The sequence below is a fragment of the Saccharibacillus qingshengii genome (assembly GCF_013185195.1).
GTDB lineage: Bacteria > Bacillota > Bacilli > Paenibacillales > Paenibacillaceae > Saccharibacillus > Saccharibacillus qingshengii.
Genome location: NZ_JAAZWC010000003.1, coordinates 86,856 through 101,118 on the forward strand (window position 1 = coordinate 86,856; position 14,263 = coordinate 101,118).

The window sequence follows — 14,263 nt, forward strand, 5'->3', positions numbered from 1 at the left end:
ACGATGGATGCTGAGCGTTTGACGCAAAAACTGGAAGACGCCATTCTGGCCGCGCAGTCGCTTGCGGTTTCGTATAGACACCAGGAGATCGATACGCCCCATCTGCTTCAAGCGCTGCTGCAGCAGCAGGGAGGCCTGCTGCCGAGACTGCTGGAGCGTCTGAACGTGGCGGAAGATGAAGTGGCGCGTACGGTCGACAAGCTGCTGCGCCGCAAAGCCCGGGTCGAAGGCGGCGTGCAGCCGTATTTTTCGCCCCATCTGCTGGCCGTGCTGAATCAGGCCGGTCGGGAAGCGAAGCAGATGCACGACGAGTTTACGGCAGTCGAGCATGTGCTGCTCGCTTTTGAACACGATAAACGCGGAGGCGCGGGCGAGCTGCTGCGCGCCCAAGGCGTGACTCGCGAACGCCTGCTCGGCGTACTCAAGGAGATCCGCGGCAGCCAGCGCATTACGGACCGCGAACCGGAAGGGACCTATGAAGCGCTGGAGAAATACGGCCGGGATCTCGTGGCGGAAGTGCGTGCGGGGCGGATCGACCCGGTTATCGGCCGCGATGCGGAGATTCGCCGGATCATTCGGATTCTGTCGCGCAAAACGAAAAACAATCCGGTGCTGATCGGCGAGCCCGGCGTCGGCAAGACGGCGATCGTTGAAGGGCTGGCGCACCGCATGGTACGGCGGGATGTACCGGAAGGCCTCCGGGGCAAAACGATTTTTGCGCTCGATATGAGCGCTCTGGTCGCCGGCGCGAAATACCGGGGCGAATTCGAAGAACGGCTCCAGGCGGTACTGCGGGAAATCAAGCAGGCTTCGGGCCGGATTCTTCTGTTTATCGATGAACTGCACACGATCGTCGGAGCGGGCAGAGCCGAAGGGTCGATGGATGCGGGGAATATGCTGAAGCCGATGCTGGCCCGGGGCGAGCTGCACTGTATCGGAGCGACGACGCTTGACGAATACCGACAGCATATCGAGCAGGATCCGGCACTCGAGCGCAGATTCCAGCAGGTCCGGGTCGGCGAACCGGGCGTGGAAGATACGATCTCGATTCTTCGGGGACTGCGGGAGCGCTTCGAAGTCCACCACGGCGTCCATATCCGCGACAGCGCTCTGGTAGCGGCCGGTGTACTGTCCGACCGCTATATCTCCGATCGGTTTCTGCCCGACAAAGCGATCGATCTCGTGGATGAAGCCTGTGCCATGATCCGTACCGAGATCGATTCCATGCCGAGCGAGATGGACGAAGCGGCACGCCGTACGATGCAGCTGGAGATTGAAGAAGCGGCGCTGCGCAAAGAGAGTGACCCCGCCAGTCTGCGGCGTCTGGATCAGCTTCAGCTCGAACTGGCCGATCTCAAGGAAAAGTATCTTGGCATGAAAGAGCGCTGGGAACGGGAAAAAGCATCGATCGAGCGTGTGCGGGAATATCAGCGTGAACTGGAGCAGGCGCGCAAAGATCTCGAAACGGCGCAGGAAGCCTACGATCTGGAAAAATCGGCCGAACTCAGCTACGGTATCATTCCCGGATTGGAGCGCGAACTGAAGCATGCGGAAGAAGAAGTGCAGCGGGGCGGAGAAGACAGAATGCTGCGGGAAGCGGTCACGGAAACGGAAATTTCGGATATTGTCTCCAAATGGACCGGCATTCCGGTCAGCCGCTTGGTCGAAGGCGAGCGCCAGAAGCTGCTTCGGCTCGAAGACACGCTGCGCCGCCGCGTCGTCGGCCAAGATGAAGCGATCGGACGGGTCGCCGATGCGGTACTGCGCGCGAGAGCCGGTATCAAAGATCCGAATCGCCCGATCGGATCGTTCTTGTTCCTCGGCCCGACCGGTGTCGGCAAGACCGAACTCGCCAAAGCACTATCCGCGGAACTGTTCGACCAAGAAGACAATCTGATCCGGCTCGATATGTCGGAATACATGGAGAAACACAGCGTTTCGCGTCTGATCGGCGCCCCGCCCGGTTATATCGGGTACGAAGAAGGCGGCCAATTGACGGAAGCGGTGCGGAGGCAGCCGTATTCCGTGATTCTGCTCGACGAAGCGGAGAAAGCGCATCCCGACGTCTTTCACCTTTTGCTGCAGCTGCTTGATGACGGGCGGCTGACAGACTCGCGCGGCCGAAAAGTCGATTTCAGAAATACGATTGTGATTCTTACCTCCAATATCGGTTCGGCGTATTTGACCCGGAATCCCGATTTCGACGAAACGGACACCTCTGCGGTAGACGAAAAAGTGCAGGAGCGCGTCATGCATGAACTGCGGCTGCATTTTCGGCCCGAATTTCTCAACCGGATCGACGAAGTGGTCCTGTTCGACCCTCTCGGCTTGAAAGAAATCGGCCAAATCGTATTCAAGCTGGCCGAAGAACTCCAAGGCCGCTTGTCGGGGCGCCGGATCGAACTTGAACTGTCCGAACGTGCCGCGCAGCTGATTGCCCGGGAAGGGTTCGATCCGGTCTACGGGGCGCGTCCGCTCAAGAGGTATATCCAGCGTTCGCTCGAGACGCGGGTAGCCCGGGCGCTGATTGCCGGCGAAGCCCAGGACGGCGACCGTCTGCTTGTGGATGAAGAGAACGGTAGGCTTGAGGTGCGGATCGTATCGGGAGAACCGGATGGCGTACCGCCGATCGATGAAACGAAGGAGCGTACGAGATGACAGAAACAGGCAGGATAGAACCAGACAGGCAGCAGGAAGCCGTGCTGCGCGCGGCGGCCGCTCTGGCCCGTCAGGAACACGAACACGAAGGCAGCGGACACGACTGGTGGCATATCTACCGCGTGACGGAACTTGCGAAGCGGATCGCGGCCGAAGAAGGGGCAGATCCGTTCATCTGCGAGCTGACCGCGCTGCTGCACGATTTGGCGGACGAGAAACTGGTCGACGATCCGGCAGCGGGTCTGAAGCGAACGCAGGAATGGATGAGGGAACAGGGCGTGTCCTCCGAGGATAACGCACATGTGATGGACATCATCGGGACCTTGTCGTTCAAAGGAGGGTCCGGTCATCCGATGTCCACACTCGAAGGCCGGGTCGTCCAGGACGCGGACCGGCTTGATGCGATCGGAGCGATCGGGATCGCCCGGACCTTCGTCTATTCCGGCAAGAAGGGCCGGCCGATGTACGATCCGGAAATTCCGGTGCGTCAGGAGATGACCCCCGAAGAATACCGCAGCGGCAACGATACGGCGATCAATCATTTTCACGAAAAACTGCTGAAGCTGAAAGGTCTGCTCAATACGGACTCGGGCCGGCGGATTGCGGACAGCCGCCACGCCTTTATGGAAGAGTTCCTGGAGCGGTTCGACCGCGAATGGAACGGCAGCGACGGAATGTGATTTTGATTATCGCAAGGCGCTCCCCTTTCCTTTAGCCTGAGAAATATTTACCGGGCAATTAAACGAATGGAGGCGCAGCAGATGAGTGAAATTGTTAAAAGGTATTATAACGAACATGCGGAGAAGGAATGGAACCGATTGAACGATCCCTACAGAACATTGGAGCTGGCCAGTACGCTTCGATTGATCGATAGATACTTCCCGGAGAAAGGTAAGATATGCGATATCGGATCGGGTCCGGGACGGTATGCAATCGAGCTCCTTAAAAGGGGATACGGCGTTACGCTGTTGGAATTGTCGGAAAAGGAACTGGAGATCGCCCGCACCAGAATCGACGAAGCCGGACTAGTAGCGGACGACTATCTATGCGAAAATGCGGTCAATCTTCGTGTGCTTGGCAGCGGGATATTCGATGCGGCACTTGTCATGGGGCCCTTGTATCATTTGACCGACCGCGGCGAACGGATCGAAGTGCTGCGCCAGACGGCGCGCATTCTGAAGCCGGGAGGTACAGCCGTTTTGTCCTATCTCAATTCGTGGGGCTGTCTGAAAGCCGGAGTGTCGGAATTTAGCGAAACATTTCGCGACCTCGACGATCTGCACGCGTATTTGGATGAACAAGTTTTGGATGCCGAACGGGGCTTTACCGAATGTTACTTGACGACACCGTCGAAAGCGCGGCTCGAAGTGGAAGAAGCCGGGTTGAAGCTGGTGACGTACGCCGGAGCGGAAGGGTTTCTGGCGGGGATGGCTGGGGAATTGATTCGCCTCTGCACGGAAGATAGGGAAGCCTACGACAATCTGGTCCGGGCGGCCTCCGAGACGTGTGAAGCGCCGCAGTATCGCGATGCTACCGAACATCTGCATCTGGTGGTACGCAGGATTCAGTAAGGAGAGTGAAATAACAATGAGTTTGAACGTGGATCCGATTATGCTGGAATTTCCCGAACAGTTCGAAACCGAACGGCTGATCGTTCGGGCGACGCGCCCCGGTGACGGAGCGGAATTGAATGCGGCCATTCGGGAAAGCCAACAAGAGCTGGCTCCGTTTATGCCGTTCGCCCGCATACTGCCCGAACCGGAGGCCACGGAAAAGCTGATGCGGCAAAAACGTCTGGAGTTTCTCGGCCGGACCGATTTGATGATGCTGATGACGGATCGGGAAACGGGGCGGATTCTCGGCGCAAGCGGTCTGCACCGCTTCGATTGGGAAGCGCGCCGCTTCGAGATCGGTTATTGGGTGCGTACCTCCTGCGCGGGGCGGGGACTGGTGACCGAAGCGGTTCACGGTCTGACCCGCTTTGCCGCCGATGAACTGGGAGCGAACCGGGTCGAGATCCGCTGCGACGACCGCAATGTGCGAAGCGCGGCGGTTGCCGTCCGCGCGGGTTTTGCTCTTGAAGGCGTTCTGCGCAGCTGGCGGAGAGAAGAAGACGGAACGCTTGTCAATGACAAGGTATTTGCAAAAATTCGCGGTGTCGATTTTTAATCGGCCGACTGTATAGAGCAGCGAAAAACAGAAAGGAACGGAGGATTATCGATGACCAAAATAGCCATTCTCTCGGATCTTCACGGCAATCTTCCGGCTCTGGAAGCGGTGTTGGACGATATCGACAGCCGAGGGATCGAAGAGATTTACTGCCTGGGGGATCTGGTCGGCAAAGGGCCTAGCTCCGATCTTGTCGTGGATTTGATCCGCCGGCGTTCCCGCCATACGATCCGGGGGAACTGGGATCAGTTTCTGCCGCAGCCGACAGATTCCGAGACGCTGCTGTGGCACCAGCGTCTTCTCGGCGAAGAACGGCTCGACTATTTGCGGGCGCTGCCTTTTTCGATCGAGTTTCGCTTAAGCGGCCGGTATGTGCGTTTGTTCCATGCTTCTCCGCGCAGCGTGTTCGAACGGGTGCAGCCGTGGGACGATTACCGGGAGAAGCTGAGTTTGTTCGAAGCTTCGGACCTCAGCGTCGAACCGGCCGCGGCGGACATTGCGGGTTACGGAGACATCCACAACGCCTATATGCAGCATATGGACGGCCGTCTGCTGTTCAATGCGGGCAGCGTAGGCAATCCGCTCGATACGACCCAGGCCTCGTATGTGATCTTGGAAGGCGACCTGGGCGAGCGGAAGAAGACGCGGTTCGATCTGACTTTTGCGCGGATTCCCTACGATATCGAACAGGCGGTCCGCCAGGCGGAAGAGTCGGGAATGCCCGAGCTCGCTCCTTACGTGAGGGAACTTCGAACGGCCCGCTATCGCGGTTTGCCGGATTAAACGCGGTACGGTTTGAATCATAAATTTCTTTTTGTGGCCTGCTTATGAGCGCCTGTACGGATGCGAATCTTCGCGCCCGTACGGAAAGTGCTTATGGCGGGTTCTTTTTTCGTCCAGCGGGTAATGAACAGCAACGGCGGCCGAACGCACGCTTCCTTTTTTTGTTCGGCCTTAAGGAGCGTTCAAAGTCATTCCCGGAAAATCCCAGACGAAGAAGGTGCTCACATGGAAGAAACGACAGCAATCAAACAAGAACGTCCAAAGGTCATTTTGACCGGGGCCAGCGGATATATCGGACATAATTTGATGCAAAAATTGAAAGAAGACTACGACGTAATCGCCCTTTCCCGTCACGGAAGCTCGCATGAGGACGAAGAACATGTGGAATGGAGAAGCTGCGATTTCTATTCGATGGACGATGCACTGGAATCGCTCCATGGGGCGGATTACGCTTTTTATTTGATTCACTCGATGATGCCGACAGCCAAGCTCACCCAGGGCAAATTCGAAGACATGGATGCGATCTTGGCCGATCATTTTGCCCGCGCAGCCCGAAAAAACGGAATCCGCCATATCGTTTATCTGAGCGGTATTCTGCCTGACGGCGTACCGGAAGAAAATTTGTCGCGCCACTTAAGAAGCCGTCTGGAAGTCCAGCGGATTCTTGAATCGTCCGGCGTACCCGTTACCACCGTACGCGCCGGGTTGATTGTCGGACCGCAGGGTTCGTCGTTCCCGATTCTGCACAAACTGGTGGAACGGCTGCCGGTGATGACCCTTCCGATCTGGACCCGAACCCAGACCCATGCCATTGCGCTGGACGATGTGCTGAACGCACTCAAGAAAAGCGTCGGCAACGAAGAAGTCAAAGGTCGGGCGATCGACGTGGGAGGCCCGGACGTGATGAGTTACAAAGAAATGATGCAGCAGATGGCCGAAGTGATGGGCGTCAAGCGGCGCTTTATCGATCTGCCCCTGCTGACGGTCAATCTGTCCAGACTGTGGGTCACCCTGATCACCCGCGAGCCGCGCGAAATGACGTATCCGCTGATCGAGAGTCTGATCCATCCGATGGTCGCCCATCCGGAGAACAAAGTGGAAGGAATCAGCGACGGCAAGAAAACGTTCAAAGAAGCCGCCAAAGAATCGCTGGAAGAAGAAAAACGCAAAAAAGAAGAACAAGCCGCCCACAAAAGCGAGTCTTCCGGCGGCAGCTCCAAATCGGCAGCGGAACGTACCCAAAAATCCGACGTTCGTTCGGTTCAGCGGGTGACGCTGCCCGAAGGCAAAGATGCCCAGTGGGCCGGCGAGTATTATCTGGAATGGCTGGGTCGGGCAATGGGCCCGCTGATCCGGGTGCATAAAAGCGAAGAAGGCGTCACCCAGGTCTTTATCCGCTTTTTCAGCCGGCCGATTCTTGAACTGAGCTACGATCCGGTCAAAAGCGGGGAAGACCGTGCCGTCTACCGGATCACGGGCGGAATGTTCGCCAATTCCAAAGACGCCCATACGGGCCGTCTGGAATTCCTCATGATTCCGGGTTCCAGCGACTGCGTAGTAGCGATTCACGATTACATGCCCGCGATGCCGTGGTTTTTGTACAAGTATACCCAGGCCAAGCTGCATCTGGCTGTTATGTTCTTGTTCCGCAAACATTTGGAACGCAAAGGTACGCTCGGCAAATCCAGCACCTCCAAAAAGTCCGGGGGTTCCGTCGGTACGCCTTCGTCTGCGGAGGCGGGAGTTTAAACGGCTGCCTGCAGCCTTATCGACCCCAACAAGCGCCTGCACGGGATCCGGATTCCGGATTTTCCGCGCAGGTGCTTTTCTTGTTCGCCAAGACCGCGGCGGCAGGCGTGTCCAAAAGATTGTCTGGGCAGTGTGATAAAAATCTTTGCGCATTCTACAGCTTTGCGTTATTATTAAATTATAATCATTCTAATTAAACGCAGCGGCTTCAGCCGCCCAAACGGCGAACAAGCAGCCCAGAAGTTCTAAAGGAGGTTCGAAACCCTTGATCAGCGTAGAAGAACAACTTAAATCCATGAAACAGCAGATGATCGCCAAAGGATATAAATCGACGGTTCAACGGGAAGCGACCATGCGCGTTCTGCTTGAACATGAACGTGACCATATGAGCGCCGAAGATGTATATATGCGGGTAAAAGAACGGTTCCCCGAGATCGGTCTGGCTACGGTATACCGGACTCTGGAATTGTTGACCGAACTTCATCTGGTAGAGAAAATGAATTTCGGCGACGGGGTATCCCGTTTCGATCTGCGCAGCAAAGACCGGGAGCATATGCATCATCATATGATCTGCTCGATCTGCGGCGAAGTGGAAGAAATTCAAGACGACTGGTTGATCGAACTGGAGCAGCGGGTCAAGCGCGAATACGGATTCAATGTATCGGATCACCGGCTTGATTTTATCGGAACATTCTCGTCCTGCAAACACGGCGAGTGCCGAAAACACTGCGAAACGGCTTCGTGAAAAGATGAATCGAATCTGTGTTTTTCCCGAAGAGGCTGCATGCTGCAGCCTCTTTTTTGTTCGCCCAATATTGACAATGTACATTCAAGTGAATACATTTGTATACATAAGCATACAAAAAGGAGATGTCGACATGCGCGAGGAAAACCAAGACGGACAGGAGCATCAAGCGACCGAAACGGCAAATAAACCCGGCAGGGAAAAAGAAGAAGACGGACGGCGCGGCCGCTCGGAAGGAGCCCAGACGTTTCGCCGCGGGCGGGCGCTCCATTTTCTGGAGCGTCTGGAACTGCGCCGCAGCACACTGGCCGGGCAGTTGGAAGAGTCAGCGTTCGAAAGTATACGTCCGGTGATCGCGGGCGAATTGAAAGCGGTAGACGGCATTATTCGGGAATTTGTACAGGTCTTTGAACTGCATGAGAAGCCTGAAGGATGCGAAGGCGAAGGCCGGCATCGGGGGCACGGAAAAGGAAGAAGAGGCGGAGGAAGAAAGCATGAATCCGGAGCAGATCTCCCGGCAGGTGAGCGGACGGTTTCCTCGGACAAGGAGGAAGACCGCTGAATGTGGCGTTTAAGAACCTATTTGAAACCGTATTGGCTGCCGGCGCTGCTCGCTCCGCTGTTCATGGTCCTCGAAGTTTGTATGGATCTGATGCAGCCGCTGCTGCTTCAACGGATCGTGGATGACGGCATCGCGGCAGGCGACGCCGGAGAAATCCGTCGAACCGGCCTGCTGATGCTGACGGTAGCGATTGTGGGCGTGATCGGGGGCGTCGGCTGCACGATCTATTCCAGTATCGCTTCGCAGCATTTTGGCCGGGATCTGCGGGAGTCTCTGTTCGTCAAAGTCCAGTCGCTGTCGTTCCGTAATCTGGACCGGCTGCCGTCGGACACTTTGATTACACGGATTACCAACGATGTGACGCAGCTTCAGACCTTTGTCCAGATGCTGCTGCGCATGTTCGTGCGTTCGCCGATGCTGATTGTCGGAAGCCTGATCATGGCGCTGTCGATTAACTTGAAACTGACGGTGATTCTGGCGATCGCCGTACCGGTCTTGTTTGTGTTTTTGTTTTTTCTTGTCCGTTTTTCTCTGCCGCTGTTTGCGACCGTACAAAAACGGCTGGATCGGGTAAACGGACGGCTGCAGGAAAATTTGAACGGAATCCGCGTAGTGAAAGCTTTTGTCCGATCCGATTACGAAGAAGAACGATTCGGAGCGGTCAACCGCGATTATACGGCCATACTGACACGCAGTATGCGCATCATGGCGCTCAATATGCCCGTGATGACGCTGATCTTGAATGTGAGTATCGTGGCGGTACTATGGTATGGCGGAGCGCTCAACCGCTCGGGGGATCTGGCTGTCGGCGAGTTGGTGGCTTATATCAACTATGTGACCCAGATGCTGTCTTCGATGCTTGCGATCGGGATGATCCTGACTTTTATCTCCCGTGCCAAAGCGTCCGCCGATCGGGTGAACGAAGTGTTCGACGAACGTGCCGATATCGAAAACCCGCCTGCTGCATCGGTTCTGCCCGCTGTCGGCGGAAGGCTTGATTTTGAGAATGTCTCGTTTGGCTACGGGACGCATACGGACGAACTTGCGCTGCGCGATATAACGTTCACTGTTCTGCCGGGCCAAACGCTCGGCATATTGGGCGCAACCGGTTCCGGCAAAACGTCGCTGGTCAGTTTGATACCTCGCCTCTACGATCCCGAAGCCGGTACGATCCGTATCGACGGTCTGCCGGTTTCGCACATCGATTTGTCGAGTCTGAGAGGGAAGATCGGATTTGTGCCGCAGGAAGCGAATCTGTTCAGCGGGACGATCGCCGACAATATCCGTTTTGGACGTCCGGGCGCTTCGGATGACGAAGTACGCCGCGCGGCGGCTGCGGCCCAGGCGCATGCTTTTATCGAACGTATGCCGGAAGGTTACGCGTCTCGTATCGGCCAGAAAGGCATCAATCTGTCGGGTGGACAAAAGCAGCGGATCGCGATCGCGCGCGCTCTCCTGATGCGTCCCGAAGTGCTGATCTTCGACGACAGTACAAGCGCTGTCGATCTGGCGACGGAAGCCAAGATCCGCGGGACGCTGCAGCGCGACTTCTCGGGAACGACCCAATTGATTATTGCCCAGCGCGTATCGGCCGTACAAGGAGCCGATCTGATTATGGTGATGGACCGCGGCCGGGCCGCCGCGGTCGGCACCCATGAAGAGCTGACGGCCAACAGCGAAATCTACCGTGAAATCTGCCGTTCTCAAGAAAGCGAAGGGGGCGAAGCCCGTGTCTGATTCATCGATCAAAGAAAAGCCGCAGAGCCCGAACCCGGATCCGGCACCTGCGGGACTTTCCCTGCCGGGACCCGGCGGCCCGGGCCGCGGAGCGCCGCGTCCCAAAGAGCGGGCAAGAAATACCGGAGCGACCGTGCGCCGTCTCTGGACTTATTTGAACCGACAGCGGGCCGATCTGCTGTGGGTGTATGCCCTGACCGTTTTTGCGGCGCTTGTGACGATGGTCAGTCCTTATCTGCTCGGATTGGCCATAGACCGCTTTATTACGCCGGGGCGTTCGGACGGCCTGCTGGGTTTGTGTCTGCTTCTGCTGGGTCTCTACGCGGGCGGAGCGATCGCTTCGTGGCTGCAGGCTTATGTGATGACCGGCGTGGCCCAGCGCATGCTTCAATCGCTGCGCGGCGATTTGTTCCGCAAATTCCAGCGCCTGCCCGTCTCGTTCTTCGATACGCGAACCCATGGAGAACTGATGAGCCGCAATACGAACGATATCGAGAACGTATCGAACGGATTGAATCAGACCGTGACCCAGATGCTGACCAGCCTTATCGTGGTGATTGGATCGCTGGTCTTGATGCTGCGTCTGAATCTTGTCCTGACGCTGGTCAGTCTCGTCACGGTTCCGCTGGTTCTGCTGGCCGCCAAAATGATCGGAGGCATTACCCGCCGCAGCTTCAAGGCGCAGCAGGAAAGGCTGGGCAGTCTGAACGGGCTGATCGAAGAGTCGGTCGGCGGCCAACGGACGGTGCAGATCTTCCGGCGCGAACAAGCGATGAAGGAACAGTTCGGCGAGATCAACAACGAATTGAACCGGGCGGCCGTCAGGGCACAGATCGTTTCGGGTCTGGTCGGCCCGGTCATGAACATGCTGAACAATATCAACTTTGCGCTGATTGCGGCGATCGGAGGCTGGATGGTTTGGCAGGGCTGGACCAGTGTCGGCGTAATCGTCAGCTTCTTGAACTATTCGCGCCAATTCGGCCGTCCTATTGCCGATTTGGCCAATCAGTACAATCTGATTCAGGCCGGCGTAGCCGGAGCGGAGCGGGTATTCGAGATTCTCGACCAGGAAACCGAATACGAAGAACGGGGGCGCGCTCTCGACAGTCGAGCCGTACGCGGCGAAGTGATATTCGACAAAGTCTCGTTCGCTTACAGACCGTCCCGTCCCGTCCTCAGCGAGGTGGAGTTTCGCGCCGAACCCGGCCAGAAGATCGCTTTGGTCGGACCGACGGGAGCAGGCAAGACGACGATCGTGAATCTGCTGACCCGGTTCTACGAAGTGACGGGCGGGACTATCCGGATCGACGGCTGCGATATCCGCGAACTGGACAAAAACGATCTGCGCCGCAGCGTAGGCATGGTTTTGCAGGACGCATACGTTTTTGCCGGTACGATTCGAAGCAATATCCGGTACGGCCGGCTGGACGCTTCGGATGCAGAAGTCGAACATGCCGCGGAGCTTGCGAACGCGGATTCCTTTATTCGTGCGCTGCCGAAAGGCTACGATACGCCGCTCACGATGGGCGGGGCCAACTTGAGTCATGGACAAAGGCAGCTGCTCACGATCGCGCGTGCGGTCCTGGCCGATCCGGCGATCCTGATTCTGGACGAAGCCACAAGCAGCATCGATACGCGAACGGAGATGCATATCCAGGAAGCGATGCGGAGTTTGATGCGGGGACGCACCAGCTTTGTGATCGCCCACAGGCTCAGTACGATCCAGGATGCCGATCGGATCCTGTTCATGAACGGGGGGCGTGCCGACGAGCAGGGGACGCACGAAGAACTTCTGGCGGCCCGCGGTTTCTACTACGATCTGTATCACAGTCAGTTCGCTGCCCGTTCGTCTTAAGCAGGGCTTTTTTATAAAAAAATCAGGTCGAGAAAAAAATCACAAGACGAATAAAAGAATTTGTGTTATATTTGTTCAAATATCATTCTTTCGCACTCTTGCGGCATCGTTTCGGAAGCAGCGGCGGAAGGAGTCTTCTCATTCGGTGGAAGGTTGTGACGTCGAAAAGCAAGACCTGATTATTGGATAAGAGGAGGATGTACGCATGCAAATCATTAAATGCACGGAAGAGAACAACGATCGGTTGACGGAAATTTGGATGCTGTCGGTTCGGCGGACCCTGTCCGATCTGGACCCGGGAGATGTTCAGTTTTATGCCCGGCTGTTCCAGGAAGAAATTCTTGAGCGGTTGGAGCTGCATGCCGTGCAGAGCCGATTCGGCGGGGAACTGACCGGATTTATCGCCATGAACGGTTCGAAAGTCGAGCTGCTTGTCGTTCATCCTCATTATCAGGGACAAGGAGTCGCCGGTATGCTGCTCGACCATGTGTCGCAGCGGGGCGAACTTGCTGTCGACGTGGGCGAACAGACGCCGGATGTATACGATTTCTATCAAAGTGTTGGTTTCATCGAAGCGGGCCGTTCGGAATCGGATGCATCGGGCCGGTCGATCGCGACCGTCCATCTGCTTCGTCCGGAGTACAAAGCGCAGACCGGAGCTTCCTGATTCGTTACGTTTCCCCGACTGCCGCCTCAGGTGCAGTCGAGTTTTCAAGCCCATCGCGTGTTCGTCCTTACCGGACGGCCGCGAAGGGCTTTTTTGTATGTCCGGACAGGCCCGAGATCCGTTTGGGTAAAGTCCCAAATCCTTTTCCAGAAAATTATAGAAAATGGATACGGATAAAGCGGCAGACAGGGTGGAATTCAGGCAAAAAGAAAGCGAAACGCATCGAATACGCGCCTCGCTTTTTATTTTAATAAAAAGATAAAAAATTTTTACCGTAGTATAAATTTCCATATTGACAAGATATATAAAGAGGAGTACAGTGGAAGCAAGCACAATATGTCGAATAATATCGAATAACGACGATATTTTGTCGACAATTATCATTTTAAATGAAATGGGGAGTTATAGCAATGAAAGCAACAGGGATCGTAAGACGCGTAGACGAACTGGGACGGGTAGTCATTCCGATTGAACTGCGCAGAACAATGGGCATCGATATCAAGGACGGACTGGAAATTTTCGTGGACGGCGAACGCATTATTTTGAGAAAATACGCACCGACCTGTATCTTCACGGGCGAAGCCGAAGATCTCGTCTACTTCAAAGGCAAAATGGTCAGCAAAACCGCAATCGAAGAATTGATCGAACTGTACCAAGCCGAAGCCAAGTAACTTCTTGAACATTCGCGCCTGAGCGCTTCTCATAGAGCCCGCCGAACCCCTGCAGAGGGAGACGGCGGGCTTTTTGATAAGACGAGGAGGCCAGGGAGCGTGTTTCGGTTCGCGTCCAAGGAGATCCGACCCTACCTAGCCGGCTTGCGAAGGCAGGAGGGCAGATCCGCTTGTTTACCGGCATCAAAAAAGGAAGGATCTCCCAAGCAAAGGGAGGACCTTCCTTTTTGAGATTCCGGCGATGCGAAGACTTATCAAGCCTGCGGCGATTCGAGGCTTACTTCATACTCCGCACGGTCATTCTTGAGTGTGATCCGGTTCTCTTCCTGATCGAGAATCTCCAGATCGTTCAGCACAATCTCATACGTATCGCCGGGCAGCGGCACGGATTCGTCTTCCGCATTCAAGATACGGCCCGAACCGCGCAGCAGCAGGGCGCGTTCCAGATAATCGTCGACCGGGTTGTCCTGGGGCCGTTCTCCCAGATCTTCAAGTTCGAAGTGAACGATATCGGTATCTCCGTTCTCCTTTTTTTCGATCTTCAAAGTTTGCCCGGTTTTTCCGTTCAACCATTCATTTAAGATTTCGATAGATTTGTCCATGGTGTTCCACCCTTTCTTCCGGCAAAGCTTCCCGCTTCGCCTGCGTACTCTCCAATTACCCCGCC

Annotated in this window: 13 protein-coding genes; 12 read left to right on the top strand and 1 reads right to left on the bottom strand. The window is 55.9% G+C overall.

The window, feature by feature from the left end; genetic code table 11:
• Positions 1-3: 3 nt before the first annotated feature.
• The 12 genes from clpB to HRQ60_RS03950 all read left to right on the top strand — a co-directional run bounded on the left by clpB (position 4) and on the right by HRQ60_RS03950 (position 13,596).
• Positions 4-2,658 (top strand): ATP-dependent chaperone ClpB, encoded by a 2,655-nt coding sequence (clpB, locus tag HRQ60_RS03895; protein WP_172194331.1) that lies wholly within the window; start codon positions 4-6, stop codon positions 2,656-2,658.
• On the top strand, positions 2,655-3,338 hold the full coding sequence (locus tag HRQ60_RS03900) for an HD domain-containing protein (RefSeq protein ID WP_172194332.1): 684 nt from the start codon (positions 2,655-2,657) through the stop codon (positions 3,336-3,338). The genes clpB and HRQ60_RS03900 overlap by 4 nt, the downstream gene beginning before the upstream one ends.
• 81 nt (positions 3,339-3,419) lie before the next feature.
• On the top strand, positions 3,420-4,229 hold the full coding sequence (locus tag HRQ60_RS03905; RefSeq protein WP_172194333.1) for a class I SAM-dependent methyltransferase: 810 nt from the start codon (positions 3,420-3,422) through the stop codon (positions 4,227-4,229).
• Positions 4,230-4,245: 16 nt separating this feature from the next.
• Positions 4,246-4,827 (top strand): GNAT family N-acetyltransferase, encoded by a 582-nt coding sequence (locus HRQ60_RS03910; protein WP_172194334.1) that lies wholly within the window; start codon positions 4,246-4,248, stop codon positions 4,825-4,827.
• 51 nt (positions 4,828-4,878) lie between these two features.
• Entirely contained in the window at positions 4,879-5,610 is a 732-nt protein-coding gene (locus HRQ60_RS03915) for a metallophosphoesterase family protein (RefSeq protein WP_172194335.1), read from the top strand.
• Positions 5,611-5,835: 225 nt separating this feature from the next.
• Positions 5,836-7,359: an NAD(P)H-binding protein gene (locus tag HRQ60_RS03920; protein ID WP_172194336.1), complete on the top strand. Its 1,524-nt coding sequence runs from the start codon at positions 5,836-5,838 to the stop codon at positions 7,357-7,359.
• A gap of 265 nt (positions 7,360-7,624) precedes the next feature.
• Complete coding sequence (fur, locus tag HRQ60_RS03925) at positions 7,625-8,104, top strand: ferric iron uptake transcriptional regulator (RefSeq protein ID WP_281358040.1); 480 nt, start codon at positions 7,625-7,627, stop codon at positions 8,102-8,104.
• Between the two features lie 133 nt (positions 8,105-8,237).
• Positions 8,238-8,666 carry a hypothetical protein gene (locus tag HRQ60_RS23475; protein ID WP_216671470.1) on the top strand — a complete coding sequence of 143 codons (429 nt, stop codon included), beginning with the start codon at positions 8,238-8,240 and terminating at the stop codon, positions 8,664-8,666.
• Entirely contained in the window at positions 8,667-10,403 is a 1,737-nt protein-coding gene (locus tag HRQ60_RS03935) for an ABC transporter ATP-binding protein (protein ID WP_172194337.1), read from the top strand. It abuts the gene before it with no gap.
• Positions 10,396-12,258, top strand: coding sequence for an ABC transporter transmembrane domain-containing protein (locus HRQ60_RS03940; protein ID WP_172194338.1), 1,863 nt, complete (start codon positions 10,396-10,398; stop codon positions 12,256-12,258). The genes HRQ60_RS03935 and HRQ60_RS03940 overlap by 8 nt, the downstream gene beginning before the upstream one ends.
• A gap of 205 nt (positions 12,259-12,463) precedes the next feature.
• Positions 12,464-12,925 carry a GNAT family N-acetyltransferase gene (locus HRQ60_RS03945; RefSeq protein ID WP_172194339.1) on the top strand — a complete coding sequence of 154 codons (462 nt, stop codon included), beginning with the start codon at positions 12,464-12,466 and terminating at the stop codon, positions 12,923-12,925.
• Between the two features lie 410 nt (positions 12,926-13,335).
• Complete coding sequence (locus HRQ60_RS03950; protein ID WP_216671471.1) at positions 13,336-13,596, top strand: AbrB/MazE/SpoVT family DNA-binding domain-containing protein; 261 nt, start codon at positions 13,336-13,338, stop codon at positions 13,594-13,596.
• Positions 13,597-13,850: 254 nt separating this feature from the next.
• On the opposite strand, the gene ymzB is transcribed toward HRQ60_RS03950, so the two are convergent.
• Positions 13,851-14,198, bottom strand: coding sequence for a protein YmzB (gene ymzB / locus HRQ60_RS03955; RefSeq protein WP_172194340.1), 348 nt, complete (start codon positions 14,196-14,198; stop codon positions 13,851-13,853).
• Positions 14,199-14,263: the final 65 nt, after the last annotated feature.